This window comes from Lactobacillus sp. M0393 (assembly GCF_016102025.1).
Taxonomy (GTDB): domain Bacteria; phylum Bacillota; class Bacilli; order Lactobacillales; family Lactobacillaceae; genus Lactobacillus; species Lactobacillus melliventris.
The window spans coordinates 90,847-109,368 of sequence record NZ_JACFPK010000001.1; the positions used below are offsets into that span (position 1 = coordinate 90,847).

The window sequence follows — 18,522 nt, forward strand, 5'->3', positions numbered from 1 at the left end:
TGCTAGGGAGTATATCTGATGAGTGAAGATAAGCATAATTTTGAAGAATTAACTGCGCCTTCGGCAACGGCTAAGCACCTGCACATTAGTGTTGCTACATTACGTAAATATTCTTTAATTGTAGAAAAAGTTACTGGTAAGCCTGATTATTATGCCAGAACAAAGCAAAATGCACGTTTATATAGCAAGCAGGATGTACAGGACCTGGAAGATTTTCACAAATTGGCCCAGGATAACGGTTTAACCTTACAGGAAGCTGCTCAACAGGTTTTTGCGGTTACTGCTAAAAAAGATAAGCCTGAAAAAACCGAAGATGACAAAAAGCAGGAAGTAATGTCTACTTCTCAGATGGTGAAACTACTGAATGCCTTACAACAAACAATTGGCCAGCAGAATACGGCACTGAGTAATCTGCAAAAGCAATTGGATCATATCGAAAAGCAGAATAAACAGTTATTGGAAAAGCAAAAAGAATTGGAAACGCCTGCTTCTAAAACTACTAGTTCAGCAGATGATTTTAGCGTTTTGCCTGATATTTCAGGAATCGTGACTAATGCTGATGATATAACTGATGTTGACGAAATGCCTGATACTAAGCCACTAACTGCGGCTGAAAAGCGTGCTCAAGTTGCACAAGACGAAGAAAAGTCCAGCGAGCAAATGCATGAGGAAATTTTGGCTAAAGCTAAAGAAAATGCCGAAAAAGGTGCCAGTGCCAATACTCACCGGACATTAGCAGACATGCAGGTTGAGCCGGAAAAGACCCATTGGTGGCAACGGTTTCTCGATATGTAGGTATATAAGAAACGACTTTTAGTTAAAAGCCGTTTTTATAATATTTAAATTTTGCAAACTTAGCTTAAAATTTATGTTTAAGGGCTGCTTTTAAGTTACAGTAGGTAAGTATAAATCGATTGGAATGATTTGGTTGAAAAAAATTAAGAAGCGCTACTTATTTGCGGTATTAACTGCAGCTATAGGCTTGATTCTAACAGCTTGTACCTATTTTGCGACGGATATTTATTCTAAAAATGATGTAGCTGTAATCACCGATACTAAAATTAAGGATACTTTAGAAGAAAAAAGTACGGATGTCTATGGTAATAAAGATGAAATCAGAAAGCAGGTTCTTCATTTAAAAGTCTTGTCAGGCAAGTTTAAGGGCCAAACTTATAAAACTACTAATATGTATTACCCCTCGCAATTGGTTACGCAGAAATTTCGCGCGGGTCAGAGAGTGTTGGTCAATGTTAAACATGGTGAACCAGTTATTCAGGATCCCAAACGAGACTGGGTTTTGGTTTTAGCATTGACTGTAATGTCAACGCTGATGGTCGCAGTTGCCGGTAAAAAATCATTTAACTTAATCGCGTCAATGATACTCAGCTGGATAATTTTTTATATTGTTATCATGCTGGATATCAAACTTAACGGTTCTTATATTGTTTTACTGTTCGGCTTGGCTGATATTGTTTTTTCATTCTTTAGTTTATTGGTTGTTCAAGGCTTTAACCGTAAAATGCTGGCAACGTGGTTGGCGACGATTCTAGGTACTTTTGTTTCTTTTGCATTGTGCTACTTGATTATGCGCCTGACTGGTGAATCGGAGATCAAATACGAAACGGGAGATTATGCTACTCAAGATCCTCGCGGCATCTTTTTAGCACAAACCTTGTTAGGCATTTTAGGGGCTGTAATGGATGAAGCCACTGATATTATTTCCAGTCTTTATGAATTAGTTCAGACTAAAGCAGATTTAACTGCCCAGCAATTAATTAAAAGTGGACGGACTATGGGTCAGGAAATCATGGGGCCTCTGATTAATGTTTTGGTATTAATTTTTATGTCTGAAGAATTGCCCATGACAATTATCTATTTGCGCGATAATAACAGTTTGCGTTCCACCTTTGGTTTTACTCTTTCACTTGGTGTCACGCAGAGTATTATCTCAGCGATTGGTATAGTTTTAACAGTTGTCTTTGCCACTGGCTGCAGCCTGCTGTTTTTAGAAGAAAAAAAGCGGAAAGCGGGGACTGAAGAATGAGTACATTAACTGCCTTGCTAATCGTATTGGCAATCCTAATGACGATTGTAGGTGGAGAAACTGGCATTCGCAGCTTCTTTAGCGTTTTGATCAACACTTTATTATTAATCTTAGTAGCCATCTTGATTTCATGGGGTATTAGTATTCCTCTTCTGATTTTGATTTTTGTTCCGTTAAAACTGGTAACTATTATATTCTTAGGCACGCATGATTATCAGGTTGCTAAAAATTCATTTTATTCTTCTCTAGTTGTTTGTTTAGCAGCCAGCTTAATCATTCTGGGTTTCGAATGGCTAGCGCAAGCTGCCGGACTTGGACCAGAAGCTGGTGAAATTTTGGTTGGCTTGTCGCAAATGCCGGGATTAAGTTATCCTTTGATTGCAGTAGCAGTTGCTATCTTTTCCACACTTGGCGCAGTCGCTGAAGCTGCTGTATCAATGAGCTCCGGTTTGCTTGAAATCAAAAAGCATAATCCAGAAATTTCATATGAAGATCTGAAAGCTAGTGGAGCCAAAATCGGTAATGACGTCTTGGGAACAGCAATGAATACCATTTTGTTTGGGATGTTTGGCAGCTTCCTTTCATTATTTTTATGGTATATTCGTTTGAATTACACTTTAGGCGAAGTACTAAATGAAAAAATGTTTGTTAATGAAGCTTTAATTATAATGTATTCTTTAATTGGTGTATTATTAACAGTACCATTAGCAACAACCTTTTTAGCAAAAAACATGGTAAAAGTGGGGGAGAAAAATGAAAGTAAATGATTTAACATTAACTAATTTTAACCAGCGCAAGTTCAACGTGCACACATACACTTTGGGGTCAATTGGCGAGCTGGTAACACCAAAACACCCCCTGGCAATTGTCGTTCCCGGAGGCAGCTTTGATCATTTGTCTCAAAGAGAAAGTGAACCTGTAGCGCTGGCTTTCAATAACTGTGGTTTTAACAGCGTGGTTATGGAATATAACCTCGTGCAAGATGAAGGCGATATTTACCCGGATGCCGGGCTTGATGTCTTAACTACTGTTAAGTACTTTCGCGATCATGCGCAAGAATATCAGATTGATCCCAACAAAATAGTCACGATTGGCTTTTCCGCTGGTGGTCACGTAACTAGTTTTGCCAACAGCATGGCTAATTCTTCAAAGTATCAGAAAGAGTTTGGCTTTAAGAGTGAAGAAGTTTTGCCTAATAAAACTATTTTGGGTTATCCTTTAATTAACTTGACCAAAATTGGCTTTGATATCCCAGAAGATGAGCAGGATAAAGTTCCGCAAGATGAATTTATCAAGGATAGTTCTTTAGGCGTAACCACTAATACGCCAGCAACATTTATTTTTCATGCCTGGGATGACCCGGTGGTTCTTGTCACTAATACGTTTGAGTATGCAGCAGCATTACATGAAAAGAAAGTGCCGTGTGAAGTTCATATTTTCAATCGTGGTGGTCACGGCTTTTCTTTAGCACGAAAAGATATGGTAGTTAAAGGCAGAGAATGGCAAGAGAATCCGCACGCTGCCCATTGGTTTGAACTGGCACAGGAATGGTTAACAAGTGAATGGCAATAAAAGGGAGTACAGATGCTGTACTTCTTTTTGTTCGGATTTAGAAGTTTTAATTATAAAATTATAATAATACTCATATTAGAAATAAAAAATTTAAATTATTTTAAGCAAAGGCCTTGCATTTATTTCCAGAGGGTATATAATACCGGTATTTAAATCGAAAGAAAGGACATGATTTTTTGAAGCTAACGAAGATAAAAATTTTAACGGCAGTTAATGGCTTACTAACTCTAAGCAGTCTAATCATGTTATTCTTTGGATTATGCAATCAAGTTAATGAGTCAAAGAATCTGCTAGAAGAAGAACAAGCAATTTCGCTGAACAATAATAATATGATTATTTTGGCGGCTGTAGTTGCTTTGATGGTCTTCGGCTATGCATTCTTTGCTACTTGGTTAAAAGGTGAACCCGCAAAAGTTCATTTATTAAGGCACAGAGCATAAGATGATTAGAAAAACTGAGCTGTACTTCAATGGTTGAGGTACAGCTCAATTTTTTTGCCTAAAATAACTTAGTATTGTTGTTTTAATTTCCTTGCTATATAGAGTTGCTTGTTTAACTAAACATATTTATGATGAGCATAAGTAACAAAAAGCCAGTAATAAAGGAAGGTATTATTGATAATGTGTACAATAAAAGATAAAGTTTATGATCCGTTTTTACCTACTTTACTAGTTTCTCTACATAAGGAGTATGTCAAAGAAATTTTAACGGGACAAAAAATAATTGAGTACCGTAAGAGTTTTTTTAAGGACAGTTTTCAAGCCTTTGTTTATACTACCGGCAGTAATGGCGGGATACAACTTTTTATTAAGTGTGCACCTTTGATTAGCAGTAATGCTGCTACGTTAGCCCAGATAGGGCAAGAAATTCAAAAGGATAATTATGGAGAAATATATGACTATTTTATGCCTAAAGATGATGGCTGCATTATTCCTATTTTAAAATCATGTGCTCTTAAAAAGATTTCACTCAAGCAGTTAAGAGCCGTTTTGCCTGAAATTGTTGTCCCGCAAAAATATTTGTTTTTAGATCGACCTGATAAAAAAGACTTGCTCGATTTTTTATTAAAGCAGGAATACGATAACTTAATCATTAATAAATGGGATGAGCGGTATGCAAAAATTAGGCAAATAGTTGAAGAGAATAAAAAATGATGGTTATTTTTAGCTAACGTTTTGGTATACTAATGCACAATTGCAATTAATTATTTATAATGAACATAAATTTATGAACATAAATAGTGTTTAGAAAGTTCAATTAGTGTTCAAAAAAGGATAACATATGAAGGCAATAGAGCATTTATATAGATTTTTGGAAGAAGATAAAGATGAAAAGCTAACTACTTCTCAGATTGCTGCTAAATTTGGTTTAAGTAGAAGTGTTGTAAGTGGATACTTAGCTCAACTTTATAAAAAACAATTAGTAGAAAAATACGGCACTCGGCCTGTTTATTGGAGAATTAGGGAAAAGCCTACTGCCTTTAGTCAAATTATTGGTTATAATGGCAGTTTAAAAGAAGCAATTGGTGCGCTTAAACAAGCTATATTATATCCACCAAATGGCTTGCCAATACTGATTACTGGATCAAGTGGAACGGGAAAGAGCTTGTTAGCTAAGAAAACTTATCAAGAAGCTGTAGAGCTAGAAAAAGTAAAGGATAAAGGCAAGTTTGTCACTTTAAATACTGCAGATTATGCTAATAATCCTGAACTGTTGTCGTCAGTTTTATTTGGCTACAAAAAAGGTGCTTTTACGGGAGCTGAAGAAGATAAATTAGGACTTTTGGACGAAGCCAATAATGGTTATCTATTTTTAGATGAAGTACACCGTTTATCAAAGTCAGATCAAGAAAAACTATTTTCTCTTTTTGATCATGGTACGTTTTATCCTCTAGGTGAAGTAAATCAACCTCATAAGGTAAATATCAAGTTAATATTTGCTACAACTGAAAATCTGGACAAATATTTACTAAAAACATTTTTGCGTAGAATACCGTTACATATTGTTTTACCTGATTTTATTGATCGTCCGGTTATAGAAAGAATTGCAATTACTATTCAATGTTTTAAACATGAAGCAATAGAAACTCAACGTAAATTCTTAATACCTGATGAACTGATAATAAATTTAGCTAGTCAAAGTTTTCCAGGAAATATTGGCTCGTTAGAAAACAAAATAAAGCTTATTTGTTCACAAGGATATACTACGTCTCCTAAAAAGGAGACTATTTCGATAGAATATCCATCTTCTCATAATTATCTGGTTCCAATTGATAGTGAATTTAATATTACTGAATTGTCACAAATGACTAAACATCTGCAAGATAGTCTACAGAGTATTCAAAACGAACTGATAGAAGCAATTTCTAAAAGTTCTCCCATCAGTGACTGTAAGTTAATAATATTACGTGCACTTCGTTCTCTTTCACGTCCCATAAGTACTAATGTAAAAGAATCAATCGGAAAAAATATTAGCAAAATTATTAAAACAACTCTTACCAACAAATATGGTTTAAAACTTAATTTAACTCAAAATGAATTTAAAGCTTTAATTTTTGCATTTAACTTAGCCAGTGTCCAAGAGCAAAATTTAAAACATACAAGTGAACTAAAGAAACTTTTAGAGCAGAAGTATCCACGGTCATTTTATGTTTATCAACAGCTGTTAGCTAAAATAAATCCTAAAATTGTAGATAGTTATTACCTTTGGTTTATATTGTTATTTGCCGATTTAATAGAAAAAGTAGAAGCCATTAATTATACTTGCATACTGCTGGCACACGGTGAGTCAACGGCTACAAGTATTCAAAAAATTGTTAACAGTCTGGCAGGAAACTATATTTTTGAGGCTTTTGATATGCCAATCGATGCTACTGTTGACAATATTAATAAGTGTGTAAAGGAATATTTGCAAATTCAAAAAGCAAACGATCATGGAATCATTTTATTATTTGATATGGGTTCCTTGAACCAGATGTTTGTTAAAATAAAACATTCTTCTAATAAGAAATTATTAGTAATTAATAATTTAACTACAGCTTCTGCACTTGATGTTGCTATTAGGGTGCAAAGAGGAGAAACATTTAAAGAAATCACGGCAAAGGCGAAAAACTATGGTAACTATATGGGAGTCCAATATTTTGAAGGACTTTCAGATAAAGACAATATTATAGTTTCATGTTTATCGGGTGCCGGTATGTCACAAGCAATTAAAGATATTATAAATAAAACCCTGTCTACCAATAAGCAAATTATCACGATGGACTATCGAAAATTGCGTGAACTTATTGATAATAATGATAAAAGCTTTTTTAAAAATACCCAATTAATCATCACTACTACAGATTTTAATATCAATTTAGATCTGCCTTTGATTAATATATACAATATACTGGATCAGAAGGGTTTTGCGGAACTAAAAAATTATTTATTAAATTCAGGAGAAAAAAGCAAAAATGTAGATAACTTACTTGAACGATTTTTAAAATTTCTCACAATTCAAGGTATAAAGGAGAGACTGCAGTTTCTCAATCCTAATACTGTCATTAATGAAGTCCAGTCTGTTGTGGCCAAATACCAAACATATTATGGTGTAAAGTTTAGCGGTAAAATTAAGTTAAATTTGTACATGCATCTTTCTTTAATGATTGAAAGGATTTTACTCAGTGAAAGTAAAGAAAAGAGCAATGATATAATTTTTAAAAATGATAAGGAAAAAGAATTCGCTTCTATTTCAAGTACGATATTTAAGCCGATTGAGATGAAATACAATATCAAAATTAATAAATTTGAAATTTCATTAATTTTTGAACTGTTAGAAGAATATCTTTAAGGTAAGTAGTGTTTAAGGAATACTTAAGCACTATTTTTGTTTTGCTGATTTAGCAGTAATTCTTAGACTTGGCATTATTTTTGCTAATAGTACATTGAAAAGGAAAGGGGGAAGAAGAATAAACAGGTGAGAAATTATTTATTAGTAAAGCTTTGTTTTATTAAACATTTTCTAAAGAGGAGCACAAGTAAGTGAAAATATATTTATTAAGTCATGGAAAATTAGCGAGTGGGATGAAAAATACAATTGAATTACTAGCAGGAGATCAACCTAATCTGGTTGCTTTTGATTCATACTTGCCGAATGGCCCAGATCTGACAGTGTTTTTACAGAAATTGGCTCAAGAAAAAGAACAGTTTATTGTAGTGACTGACTTACTTGGTGGCAGTGTAAACCGTCTGGCGCTTGAAAAATTAGTTTCAAACAATATTTATTTAATTAGTGGTATGAATACTGCTTTGGTTTTGAGCTTAGTTTTACTTGATGCTAAATGTACTGTTGATCAAATTCAGAAAATAGTAGATACAAGTAAAGATACTGTTCGCCTTCTTTTACCAAGTCAAAATTCTGCCACAAATGAAACTGAAGAAGATTTTTAAAGGAGAAGTAGATAAATGATTTTATTATTACGAGTTGATCACCGTTTGTTACATGGACAGGTAGTTTTTTCCTGGTGTTCTCAATTACAACCAAATTGTATTTTAATTGCAGATGATGAAGTAGTTAAAGATGACTTGCGCAAATCTACTTTACGCTTAGGGAAACCTCAAGGGGTAAAGCTGGTATTCAAAAGTGTAAAGGACGCAATTGAAGCGATCAATTCCGGAAAGACTGACAAATATCGATTACTCATTGTTGTACCAACGATTGAAACTGCTGTGACATTAGCTAAAAAAGTGCCACAAATTACTGCCATCAATTTGGGAGGAACAAAGGCCTTACCAGGAACTCATCCGTTATCAAAAATGGTAAATGTAACAGATCACGATGAGCAAATTCTTAGAGAAATATCTTCAGCGGGTAAGGAGGTTAATATTCAAGCAGTCCCGAGCGATCCTAAGAAGATTTTATTTAAATAGGAGGAGAATGGAATGTTACAAGCATTTTTAATTTTTGTTGTAGCCTTTATCGGCTATTTGGAATGTGGTGTAGGTAACTCAATGATCCAGAGACCAATTGTAATGGGCCCTCTAGTTGGGTTGGTTCTTGGTGATTTACATACTGGATTAATTGTCGGAGCGACTTTAGAGCTTGCTTTTATGGGTAATATCACTATTGGCGCTGCCCTACCACCCGAAATAACAGCTGGGGGAATTTTAGGAACAGCTTTTGCAATTAAAACCGGTTCAGGTGCGGCAGCTGCTTTGGCACTGGCGATTCCAATTGCTACTGTAGCTTTGTTATTAAAAAATTTTTATTATCTAACCGTACGTGTTTTCTTCTTACATAAATCTGATGATTATGCAGCTAAAGGTGATGTAGCTGGCGTTGATAGAATGCATATGATTAGTTTTCTATCGTACGATATCTTAATGTCTCTAATTTTAGCTATTTGCTTTTACGCAGGTAGCGGTGTGGTTAAATCATTTTTGGCAATTATTCCGAAATTTATTATCGACGGAATGAATATTGCTGCAGGCATATTACCGGCTCTTGGCTTTGCACTCTTGGCAAGTATGCTTATTAATAAGAAAGTGGCACCGTATCTATTACTTGGCTTTGTGTTAGCAGCATACCTAAAAGTTCCAGTTTTAGGAGTTGCTTTAATAGGGATAGTTATAGTCGCTTTAAGTATTGTTAATAGAAATACGAATCAACCTGCTTCAATTAATACGGAGGATAATGACGATGACTTCTAATACAAACAAAAAGAAATTAACCAAACACGATATTAATAAGATTTTTTGGAGGTCTTTTACAATTAACGCAGCCTTCAACTATGAACGGCAGATGAGTCAAGGGGTACAATATGCTTTAGGTCCAGCTTTAAAAAAGCTCTATCCGGAAAAAGATCGGTTGGCAGCAGCATTGAAAAGACATGCTGAATTCTTCAATACTACACCAATGCTTGGACCTTTTGTTTTCGGTATTACTGCAGCTATGGAAGAAGAAAATGCAAATGATCCTGATTTTGATGAATCGTCTATTAACTCGGTTAAAGCCTCTCTTATGGGTCCGCTTGCTGGAATAGGAGATTCTGTCTTTTGGGGCACTTTACGTCCACTTGCTGGTGGAATTGCATGCTCATTAGCATTAACAGGTAATTTGTTTGCACCTATATTGTTCTTGCTAATTTTTAATATTCCAAATGTTTTAGTAAGATACTATGGTGTCCATTGGGGATACCAATCAGGCATGAAAGCTCTGAATAAATTTGAAAAAATGGGTATTACTGATAAAGTATTCCAAGGAGCTGCTACTTTAGGATTGCTAGTTATTGGAGCTATGATCGCTTCAATGGTCACGGTGAAAACGGGCTTAACTATTGGTACGGGCAAATCTGCTATCAAATTGATGTCAGTTTTAGATGGAATAATGCCCGATATGCTGGGAGCTGTTGCAACAGGTATTGTTTACTGGGCAATTAAAAAAGGCCATAAAGTAAATACTATTCTGCTTTGGATTATTTTAATCAGCGTGGTAGCGGCATTCTTTGGTATTTTACAAGCATAAGAGGCTTAACATGACAGTTCTAAATGATTTTTTGCAATATAGTCAAAATAAACATTTTCGTATTATCAACGCTCAAATATATCAAAATGACCAGTTAGTTTCTGAAAAAAGGGCAGTAGATCCAATTACGCGTTTGAATGTCTATTCTGTTTCGAAGAGCATAACTTCTATTGGTGTGGGGCTTGCTTGTCAGGAAAACTTACTGAAATTAACAGATCCAATTTATCAATTTTTTCCGCAGATAAACTTCTCATTACTCGATCCCAAAATTAAAAAAGTTACAATACGTGATTTATTAACAATGACTGCCGGCCTAAAAGATCCTCTGTTTTTTGCAGATGATCCGGAACGCTATCTGGTAAAAGACTGGATTCGGTACTATTTTACTCATGCAGAATTTGTACATGAACCGGGTAAAAACTTTTTATATTCTACTTTTAATAGCTACATTCTTAGTTGTATTGTTGAAGCTGCTAGTGGAGCTACTCTGGTCAATTATTTAAAGCCACGCTTTTTTGAACCAATAGGTATAGGCAATCCGGACTGGTTGAGTTGTCCAATGGGGCATTCAATGGGAGCACATTCTCTGATGCTCACAATTGATGAAATGTCAAAAATAGGATTGTTCTTATTGCATAAAGGAAAATGGCAAGGGAAACAAATACTTAATTCACAGTATTTGGAAGCTGCTACAAGTAATCAGGTTACAGATGCTAAAGGTAGAACTCACTTTGGCTATGGTTATCAGTATTGGATTAATCCTGATCATCAATCTTTTCGAGCTGATGGCAAATTAGGTCAATTCATTATTGTTTTGCCCCAAAATCAATTAGTTGTTAGCATTCAATCTCTTGAGCAAAAAAAGCTATTTTCTGAGGTCTGGGAGCATTTAATCCAACCGTTGGTTAAAGATTAATTTGACAATTTTTTAATAACGTCTTATTGTTAGCAAAAGCTATCTAATAGGCGTTTTTTGTTGGTATTATGAGTTGGAGAAAGTGTGTTTTTAAATGATTAAAATGCTAAGAATTGACGAGCGTTTAATTCATGGACAAGTGGCAATGGTTTGGTCTAAAGCCTTGGGTATAAAGAGGATTTTGGTAGCCAACGACAAAGCAGCTGATAATTATCTGCAAACAATATCTATGAAACTGGCTGTACCATCCAATATTAGATTTGATCTACAGAATATGGCTAAATCAATTAAGTTTCTTGACAGTCCAAAATCTGAATCTCAAGTAATAATGGTAGTTGTAGAAAATTTTAGAGATGCACTGAGCATTGCTCAAAATGTACCAAAAATTGATGTGATTAATATCGGTAATTATGGTCTTTTATCGGTAAATAAGCATAATCAAAAGCAAAAACAGTTGGATACCTGTGTCAAAGTAGATGATATAGACCTTGAATATATCAAGCAGATAATGAAATTGCCTTTTCAGTTTGTTTCGCAGTTAACCCCCAACTCATCCAAAAAAGATATCAAAAAAATGAAAATAGATTAATGTGGTAAATGACCTAAGCTATTAAATAATTTCAAATAAAAACGCAACCTAACAATTAGTTAGGCTGCGTTTCTTAATGGGATATTTGTATTAAAGAGGTATCTTCTAATACCAGTGATGTGTTAGCCAGAAATTCTTGGCATTAACCCATGAACCATAACGACCGTAAACATATCTGTCAGCGGTTCTTTCTTGGTTCTTCTTAGAATAATTACCTTTTAGGTAAGCAATGTTTAATTGGTATTTGCCATAACAAACACCATTACGTGCGTAATAATTGCCACCCGATTCACGCATTGCAATCCATCTCTTGGCTGCACGTTCTGCTTTTGACATCTTACGAGCGGCTTGTACTGTTTGCGTACATGAATTATTATTAGTAGTTTCTAAAGCAGTGACGAAACTAAATGATAACGCCAGTGCTGTAATTAACTTAAGTATTAAACTTTTACTGTTCTTCAATATCTTCAATCCCCACAATTAACTATATTAATTCTATGGATAATAATACACAGTCAATGTGTCATTGTTGTTACAGAAATAACACGCAACTCTTACAAAATTTTTGAAAAATTTAATAATTCTACTAGTTTTGAAAAATTCATATTGTAATAGAGTCAATTATTACTTACCTGAATGTTTTAATGTTATTTTTATTTATGTCTGTTAAAATTGGTAGTAACTATTATTTTAGGAGGTAAATATGGCTGCTAAACATTTTTATGAAACTTTTCACCCTGAACACTATGATTTATTCATAGACATCAATCGGGAGCAGAAAAGTATTAATGGTACTTCGACAATTACCGGTGAAGCAATTGAGGATACTATTTTAATTAATCAGAAATATATGAAGATTGCTTCAGTAACAAGTGAAGGCAAAGAAGTACCGTTCTCTGTCAATGACGAAAAAGAAGCAATTGAAATCGAACTGGGTCAAACTGGTAAGGTAACGGTTGAAATCAAGTATTCTGCACCGCTGACCGATTCTATGATGGGAATTTATCCTTCATATTATCAAGTTGATGGTGTGCAAAAACAAATTATCGGTACTCAATTTGAAACTACAGCTGCACGTCAGGCTTTCCCATGTGTTGATGAGCCAGAAGCCAAAGCTACTTTTTCTTTAGCACTTAAGTATGATGAGCATGAAGGTGAAACTACAATTGCCAATATGCCGGAAGTTAAAGTCGAAGACGGCGTGCACTATTTCGCTCAAACCGTTAGAATGTCCAGCTATCTGATTGCCTTTGCCTTTGGTGAATTGCAATCAAAGCTTACTGAAACCAAAGACGGCGTTAAAGTTGGTGTTTTTGCGACTAAAGCACATCAAGCTAAAGAATTAGACTTTGCTTTGGATATTGCTAAGCGGGCAATCGAATTTTACGAAGAATTTTATCAAACTAAGTATCCACTACCGCATTCTTGGCAATTAGCCTTGCCAGATTTCTCTGCCGGAGCAATGGAAAATTGGGGCTTAGTTACATATCGTGAAGTTGCAGTTTTACTTGACCCAGATAATGCGACTCCGTACCAAAAAGCTTATGTGGCAACCGTTATCACTCATGAACTAGCGCACCAATGGTTTGGCGATCTAGTTACTATGAAATGGTGGGACGACTTATGGCTTAATGAAAGTTTCGCCAACATGATGGAATATGTTTCAGTTGATGCTTTAGAGCCAAGCTGGCATGTTTGGGATAATCTTTACCAAATTTCGGAAGTGCCAGCAGCTTTAAAACGTGATGCCACTGATGGTGTCCAATCCGTTCACGTTGATGTAGAGCATCCAGCTGATATTGATTCGATTTTTGATAGTGCGATTGTTTATGCCAAAGGTTCCAGGATGCTGGTTATGGTGCGGGCACTTTTAGGTGACGATGCCCTGCGTAAGGGACTTAAGTATTACTTTGAACAGCACCAATATGGTAACGCTACAGGTGATGATTTATGGAACGCCCTTTCAACTGCTACTGATTTAGATATTGGCAAGATCATGCATACTTGGCTTGACCAACCGGGTTACCCTGTAGTTTCTGCCAAAGTGAATACAGCTGGTCATCTAGTTTTGAGTCAAAAACAATTCTTCATCGGTGAAGGTAAAGAAGTTGGACGTAAGTGGGCCATTCCTTTAAACGCAAACTTTGAGGCACCGCAGATTATGTCTGAAAGAGAACTGGATCTAGGAGATTACCAAGAATTGCGCAGTGCAGCTGGTCACGCTTTGCGTGTAAATGTAGGCAATAGTTCGCACTTCATTGTTAATTATGATGAAACCTTAATGAATGATATTATGGCTGAATTTACTAAGTTGAAGCCGGTTGATCAATTACAATTACTGCAAGACTTGGGACTTTTAGCAGAAAGTAAACAAATTTCATACGCTGAGATTGTCCCGTTACTGCCAAAATTTGCGGATTCTAAGTCATATATTGTCATTAGTGTGTTATCTTCCAGTGTTCGTTCATTGCGTAAATTTGTTACTCCGAATTCACCTGCAGAAAAAGATTTAAAGGCATTCGTTAATAAATTGACCCAAAAGCAAGTCGAGCACCTAGGCTGGCAGGCACAAACTTCCGATACAGATGATGATAAGAGAATTCGTCCATTAGAAATAGCTTTGGCATTGTATGCCGATAATTCTGCTGTGATAAAAGATGGTCACCAAATTTTTACTGAACATAAGCAAAACTTAAACGAAATTGATGCTTCAGTTCGACCATATGTTTTAATGAATGAAGTTAAGAATTATAACGAGTCAGGTTTAGTTGACCGTTTAATTAAAGAATATCAAACTGCAACTGATCCTAACTATAAGGACGATCTTACTGATGCTATTACCGACACCAAGGATCCCGCTGAAATCAAGAAGCTTATTGAGAACTTTGAGAATGCTGCAGTTGTTAAACCGCAAGATTTGCGCTCTTGGTTTGCGAATGTCTTAGCTAATCCAAAAGGCGAACAATTTGCTTGGGACTGGTTACGGGACCAATGGTCATGGCTCGAGAAAACAGTCGGTGGTGATATGGAATTTACCACTTATATTACTGTGGCTTCAAACATTTTCCATACTGAAAAGAGATTGGAAGAATTCAAAGAATTCTTTGAGCCAAAGGTTGATCAGCCGGGTCTTGGTCGTGAGATCAGAATGGATACCAAGAATATCGAGTCCAAGGTTGACGTGATTAATGCTGAAAAGGATGCTGTCAATCAAGCTGTTAAGGAAACTTTGTAACTAAAATTGTTTAATTTTTAATGTCCTATTATAAGTATTAAAAGGAAGCTGATAAATCAATGTGTAGAAACATAATTTATCAGTTTTTTTATGCTAAGTATTAATATGCAAATTTCTAAAAAGAGCTTTGCAATATGGCGCTGCCAATTTAGAGTAAGTGAAGTGCTCCAGAATAGTTAGATAGGTAATCTAATTATTGGAGCATTTTTTTCTACGGCTTTATACAAAATATATTCTTTACCAGTCGAATTATAATTGATCTTTGTGAAAAATCAGTTTAATTTAAGAAGACTAAGTTAAATCCACTGGTACTAAAAGCAAAAATAAATATTATGCATAAATTTATTAATTATTGTAATTAATTATAAATACTGGTTAACTATATTTTCAATTAAATTAATAGTATTACCGTAAAAATAGTTGAGGTTGGTATTTTCAGGATCGGGCACACCGCTGCCACTATCTACGACAAAGGCAAGGTCGCCAATGTTAGCATAAGTGCTGTGCGGTGTAGCAGTGATCGTAATAATATCGCCGCCATCTTTCTTACAACCTGCAATTTTGATCAAACCATTTTTATTTTCTCCAGATTGTGAGAACGTAATCAAAGTATGAGGCAATTGGTCAGATGCAATTGAGATTTCAACGCCATCCAGGTCTACACCATAAATTTTTTTAAGTAATAGTTTGCGGTAAGTGTAATTTACTAGAATCTTGCAAAAACCCTCACCAAATAAATAGGTTCTTTTTTCCAGCTTAATTTTATGAAAGAAATCCGCAACTACCTTAGTGCTTAAATTACAGTGAACAAACGGCAAGTTGGCAAAGGTCTTTAGCGGCTGAGTTTTGTAACGAGAAGAAAGGAAAAAGATAAATTCTTTAAAGTTAGCAAAACCAGCGCGCCTGACTAATCTGCTGACTGAAGCAGTTGACAGATAATTTTTCTTAGCTATATAGCGAATGTCTAAACTATCGTTGGTGATGATTGAGTCAACAATCGACTCAATCACTTTAATATCTTGATGACGCAAATGATTATTAGGGAACAAACGGTCAATTTGAAAGATTTTAGTCATTTAACACACTACCTTGAAAATATTTTCCCATTTTGAAAACCACACCATAATTCGTGTGTTTTGTTGTTATTGCTCTTTCATTATACTATATTAAATTTGTTCAAAGAAAGCGTTTTAAATAATTTGAAAGGTGTGTGTGAATGAAGCAAGTTGTTATTAATGCCGATGATTTTGGCTATTCACTGGCCGTAAATCGAGGAGTTATTAAAGCGTATAAAGATGGGATGGTTTCTTCTACAACTCTTATGGCAAATATGCCGGGGTGTTTAGAAGCAATCAAGTTAGCAAATGAAAACAAAGACTTAGGAGTTGGCTGTCACCTTAACATCACAACGGGTAAACCCATGACGGATGCCAAAACACTGGTTGATGAGAATGGCGAATTTTACCATTTGGCCGGTTATAAAGAGCATCGCAATGAAATGGATCCTGAAGAAATTTACCATGAGTGGTGCGCGCAAGTTGATTTCTTGTTAAGTAAGGGAGTAAAGCTAACTCATTTAGATAGTCATCATCATGTTCATTCTTTTTCTGAGAATTTGATTCTTACCCAGCGCATTTCTGATAAGTATCAGTTACCGGTTAGAAATTGTTACGGTATTGAAAATCAAGTTAAGTTGTCTTATCAAAGAGGAATTGTTGGTTTTGATGATCTGATGAATTACGCGCATATTCGCAGTTTGGATAAATCTTATCATGCGGATCAAGAACAATGTTTAACAGAAATACAAGCTGTTCTTGACCGTCTGCAGGATAACCAAATAACTGAGTTTATGGTCCACCCTGCATTTGTAGATGAAACACTTTACTTCAATTCTTCATTTAATGTGCCGCGAATCAAAGAAGTAACAATTCTCTGTGATTCGGCTTTTAAAAAGAAGTTGCAGGAAAATCAAGTAGAAGTAATTCCTTATCCCAAATCTTAAATAAAAAATGTAATGTAAGGAGGCAAAATTATGAAGGGCAAGTTTATGAAGTCCGCGAATGTTTTTTCACGGGCAATAATTCAACCCGTTATGTTTATGGCCGTAACTGGTATTATATTATCAGTCTGTGCCATTTTGAAGCTAGACTTAATGCCGACCATTTTGAAAGATACTGGTAATTTTATTTACAATATCCTATCAAGCGGTATGATCGGGCAATTAAGTTGTATTTTCTGTGTAGGTATAGCTACAGCTTTGGCTAAACCTAAATATAAAACTGATGCCGCAATTTTAGGTATCGTTACTTATTTAATCTTTTTGTTCGCCAACAATTCATGGCTGCAATTAACCCACCGTTTGGCTAAGCCAAATTCTCAGGGACTCTTTGGTACTGGGCAAAACATGGTTTTCGGTATCCAAGTCACTGATATGGGAGTTTTCCTCGGAATTATTTTAGGAATCCTAGTGGGCTGGATGGTAAATAAATGGGGGAATATTAAGCTCCATAAATATTTATCACCATATGCAGGAACAAAATCCGTTTACATTATTTTAGTATTTGTAACTATTCTGTTTGCAATTGCTATTACTTATGTTTGGCCTGCAGTTAACTGGGTTATTGAAAATATTGTTAAGGTAATGTCAACTACGGGCTCCATTGGGTTCTTCTTCTATGGCTTTTTAAACCGTATGCTTTTACCTGTTGGACTGCACCACTTCTTATGGATGCCTTTGTTCTACACTCCTTTAGGTGGTACTGCCAGGATTGCCGGCAAGCTATACACTGGTGCGTTTAATATTTGGTTAGCTGAGTTAGGTAACCCAAGTCATATTACTGCAATGCACCAATCTATTGGTTATCTGTCTAATTTTGGTTCAATTTCGTTACCTATCGGTATTGCTTTTGCTTTCTGGAAGATGTCAGAACCAAAGAATAGGCAAAAAGTTGCGGCTATTTTAATTCCAACTGTTACTACTGCCTTTTTAGCAGGTGTTACTGAGCCTTTGGAATTTATGTTCCTGTTCTTATCACCATTACTATGGCTAGCTCACTCAGTTGTTTACGGAATTAGTCTATTTTTGACAAATATAGTTGGTATCGATATTCAGTTTGATACCGGTATTAATATGATTATTAATAGTTTTGCCTTTCCGGCAAGGCTAGGACATCAGTATCTCATCCCAATAATGTTTGTCGTCACCGGTTTACTTGAATATTTTGTCTTCGTCTTTATGATCAAACGCTTCAACATTCCAACTATTGGACGTGCTAACGCGGACGAGACACTCCTTAATGGTGCAGAAAGTGAAGATGAATCTGTCGAGCAGGCAGAAGAAAAACTTGCTCAAACTGACAGTGCTACAGAATCTGCAGACACTGCAAAATTTGATAATCAAACTAAAAATATTGTAGCTGGTCTAGGTGGTCCAGAAAACATCGATGAAATGATTAATTGTTATACTCGACTTCGCGTTGACGTTAAAGATACAAACAAATTAGATATGGATCTGTTAAAACACAAGACAGGTACTAAAGGCGTAATGCAAGATGGTAATAATATCCAAATAGTATTTGGAGTTGATGTAGAAAGTATTCATGATAAAGTTGATGAATATCTTGATTATCTGAAAAAACACCCATCAGAAAGTGGAAAGTAAT

General features: G+C 35.4%; 18 protein-coding genes. 16 read left to right on the plus strand and 2 right to left on the minus strand.

Annotated features, from left to right (window positions below):
- Positions 1-18: 18 nt before the first annotated feature.
- The 13 genes from H3R29_RS00460 to H3R29_RS00520 all read left to right on the plus strand — a co-directional run bounded on the left by H3R29_RS00460 (position 19) and on the right by H3R29_RS00520 (position 11,625).
- Positions 19-795 (plus strand): transcriptional regulator, encoded by a 777-nt coding sequence (locus tag H3R29_RS00460; RefSeq protein ID WP_198202254.1) that lies wholly within the window; start codon positions 19-21, stop codon positions 793-795.
- A 124-nt stretch (positions 796-919) separates the two neighbouring features.
- Positions 920-2,044 (plus strand): YibE/F family protein, encoded by a 1,125-nt coding sequence (locus tag H3R29_RS00465; RefSeq protein ID WP_143443999.1) that lies wholly within the window; start codon positions 920-922, stop codon positions 2,042-2,044.
- Positions 2,041-2,811: a YibE/F family protein gene (locus tag H3R29_RS00470; RefSeq protein WP_174794801.1), complete on the plus strand. Its 771-nt coding sequence runs from the start codon at positions 2,041-2,043 to the stop codon at positions 2,809-2,811. Before H3R29_RS00465 ends, H3R29_RS00470 begins: the two co-directional genes overlap by 4 nt.
- Positions 2,798-3,616 (plus strand): alpha/beta hydrolase, encoded by an 819-nt coding sequence (locus tag H3R29_RS00475; RefSeq protein WP_198202255.1) that lies wholly within the window; start codon positions 2,798-2,800, stop codon positions 3,614-3,616. The genes H3R29_RS00470 and H3R29_RS00475 overlap by 14 nt, the downstream gene beginning before the upstream one ends.
- 176 nt (positions 3,617-3,792) lie before the next feature.
- A complete protein-coding gene (locus tag H3R29_RS00480) occupies positions 3,793-4,056 on the plus strand; it encodes a hypothetical protein (protein WP_122037180.1) in 264 nt (87 codons plus the stop codon).
- Between the two features lie 180 nt (positions 4,057-4,236).
- Entirely contained in the window at positions 4,237-4,770 is a 534-nt protein-coding gene (locus H3R29_RS00485) for a hypothetical protein (protein WP_198202256.1), read from the plus strand.
- A gap of 127 nt (positions 4,771-4,897) precedes the next feature.
- Positions 4,898-7,447 (plus strand): sigma 54-interacting transcriptional regulator, encoded by a 2,550-nt coding sequence (locus H3R29_RS00490; RefSeq protein ID WP_187156879.1) that lies wholly within the window; start codon positions 4,898-4,900, stop codon positions 7,445-7,447.
- A gap of 191 nt (positions 7,448-7,638) precedes the next feature.
- A complete protein-coding gene (locus H3R29_RS00495; protein ID WP_122037183.1) occupies positions 7,639-8,046 on the plus strand; it encodes a PTS sugar transporter subunit IIA in 408 nt (135 codons plus the stop codon).
- A gap of 15 nt (positions 8,047-8,061) precedes the next feature.
- Positions 8,062-8,526 (plus strand): PTS sugar transporter subunit IIB, encoded by a 465-nt coding sequence (locus tag H3R29_RS00500; RefSeq protein ID WP_122037184.1) that lies wholly within the window; start codon positions 8,062-8,064, stop codon positions 8,524-8,526.
- A gap of 12 nt (positions 8,527-8,538) precedes the next feature.
- Positions 8,539-9,306 carry a PTS sugar transporter subunit IIC gene (locus H3R29_RS00505; protein ID WP_122037185.1) on the plus strand — a complete coding sequence of 256 codons (768 nt, stop codon included), beginning with the start codon at positions 8,539-8,541 and terminating at the stop codon, positions 9,304-9,306.
- Positions 9,296-10,120, plus strand: coding sequence for a PTS system mannose/fructose/sorbose family transporter subunit IID (locus H3R29_RS00510; protein WP_187156878.1), 825 nt, complete (start codon positions 9,296-9,298; stop codon positions 10,118-10,120). Before H3R29_RS00505 ends, H3R29_RS00510 begins: the two co-directional genes overlap by 11 nt.
- A gap of 10 nt (positions 10,121-10,130) precedes the next feature.
- Positions 10,131-11,036 carry a serine hydrolase gene (locus H3R29_RS00515; protein ID WP_187156877.1) on the plus strand — a complete coding sequence of 302 codons (906 nt, stop codon included), beginning with the start codon at positions 10,131-10,133 and terminating at the stop codon, positions 11,034-11,036.
- Between the two features lie 94 nt (positions 11,037-11,130).
- Positions 11,131-11,625 carry a PTS sugar transporter subunit IIB gene (locus H3R29_RS00520; protein WP_122037188.1) on the plus strand — a complete coding sequence of 165 codons (495 nt, stop codon included), beginning with the start codon at positions 11,131-11,133 and terminating at the stop codon, positions 11,623-11,625.
- 105 nt (positions 11,626-11,730) lie between these two features.
- Here H3R29_RS00520 and H3R29_RS00525 read toward each other — a convergent pair whose 3' ends face one another.
- A complete protein-coding gene (locus H3R29_RS00525; RefSeq protein ID WP_187156948.1) occupies positions 11,731-12,090 on the minus strand; it encodes an aggregation promoting factor surface protein in 360 nt (119 codons plus the stop codon).
- A gap of 238 nt (positions 12,091-12,328) precedes the next feature.
- Here H3R29_RS00525 and H3R29_RS00530 point away from each other — a divergent pair, with 238 nt between their 5' ends.
- Positions 12,329-14,860: a M1 family metallopeptidase gene (locus H3R29_RS00530; protein ID WP_198202257.1), complete on the plus strand. Its 2,532-nt coding sequence runs from the start codon at positions 12,329-12,331 to the stop codon at positions 14,858-14,860.
- A gap of 362 nt (positions 14,861-15,222) precedes the next feature.
- On the opposite strand, the gene H3R29_RS00535 is transcribed toward H3R29_RS00530, so the two are convergent.
- On the minus strand, positions 15,223-15,936 hold the full coding sequence (locus tag H3R29_RS00535; protein ID WP_198202258.1) for a MurR/RpiR family transcriptional regulator: 714 nt from the start codon (positions 15,934-15,936) through the stop codon (positions 15,223-15,225).
- Positions 15,937-16,076: 140 nt separating this feature from the next.
- Between H3R29_RS00535 and H3R29_RS00540 the strand changes: the two genes are divergently transcribed.
- Both H3R29_RS00540 and H3R29_RS00545 read left to right on the plus strand, forming a co-directional pair.
- Positions 16,077-16,862 (plus strand): carbohydrate deacetylase, encoded by a 786-nt coding sequence (locus tag H3R29_RS00540; protein WP_198202259.1) that lies wholly within the window; start codon positions 16,077-16,079, stop codon positions 16,860-16,862.
- Positions 16,863-16,892: 30 nt separating this feature from the next.
- Complete coding sequence (locus H3R29_RS00545; protein WP_046324181.1) at positions 16,893-18,521, plus strand: PTS transporter subunit EIIC; 1,629 nt, start codon at positions 16,893-16,895, stop codon at positions 18,519-18,521.
- Position 18,522 lies beyond the last annotated feature (1 nt).

Coding starts and splice junctions, on each gene's coding strand:
- H3R29_RS00460 (WP_198202254.1), top strand. CDS start 19: ATGAGTGAAGATAAGCATAATTTTGAAGAATTAACTGCGCCTTCGGCA.
- H3R29_RS00465 (WP_143443999.1), top strand. CDS start 920: ATGATTTGGTTGAAAAAAATTAAGAAGCGCTACTTATTTGCGGTATTA.
- H3R29_RS00470 (WP_174794801.1), top strand. CDS start 2,041: ATGAGTACATTAACTGCCTTGCTAATCGTATTGGCAATCCTAATGACG.
- H3R29_RS00475 (WP_198202255.1), top strand. CDS start 2,798: ATGAAAGTAAATGATTTAACATTAACTAATTTTAACCAGCGCAAGTTC.
- H3R29_RS00485 (WP_198202256.1), top strand. CDS start 4,237: ATGTGTACAATAAAAGATAAAGTTTATGATCCGTTTTTACCTACTTTA.
- H3R29_RS00490 (WP_187156879.1), top strand. CDS start 4,898: ATGAAGGCAATAGAGCATTTATATAGATTTTTGGAAGAAGATAAAGAT.
- H3R29_RS00500 (WP_122037184.1), top strand. CDS start 8,062: ATGATTTTATTATTACGAGTTGATCACCGTTTGTTACATGGACAGGTA.
- H3R29_RS00505 (WP_122037185.1), top strand. CDS start 8,539: ATGTTACAAGCATTTTTAATTTTTGTTGTAGCCTTTATCGGCTATTTG.
- H3R29_RS00510 (WP_187156878.1), top strand. CDS start 9,296: ATGACTTCTAATACAAACAAAAAGAAATTAACCAAACACGATATTAAT.
- H3R29_RS00515 (WP_187156877.1), top strand. CDS start 10,131: ATGACAGTTCTAAATGATTTTTTGCAATATAGTCAAAATAAACATTTT.
- H3R29_RS00520 (WP_122037188.1), top strand. CDS start 11,131: ATGATTAAAATGCTAAGAATTGACGAGCGTTTAATTCATGGACAAGTG.
- H3R29_RS00530 (WP_198202257.1), top strand. CDS start 12,329: ATGGCTGCTAAACATTTTTATGAAACTTTTCACCCTGAACACTATGAT.
- H3R29_RS00535 (WP_198202258.1), bottom strand. CDS start 15,936: ATGACTAAAATCTTTCAAATTGACCGTTTGTTCCCTAATAATCATTTG.
- H3R29_RS00540 (WP_198202259.1), top strand. CDS start 16,077: ATGAAGCAAGTTGTTATTAATGCCGATGATTTTGGCTATTCACTGGCC.
- H3R29_RS00545 (WP_046324181.1), top strand. CDS start 16,893: ATGAAGGGCAAGTTTATGAAGTCCGCGAATGTTTTTTCACGGGCAATA.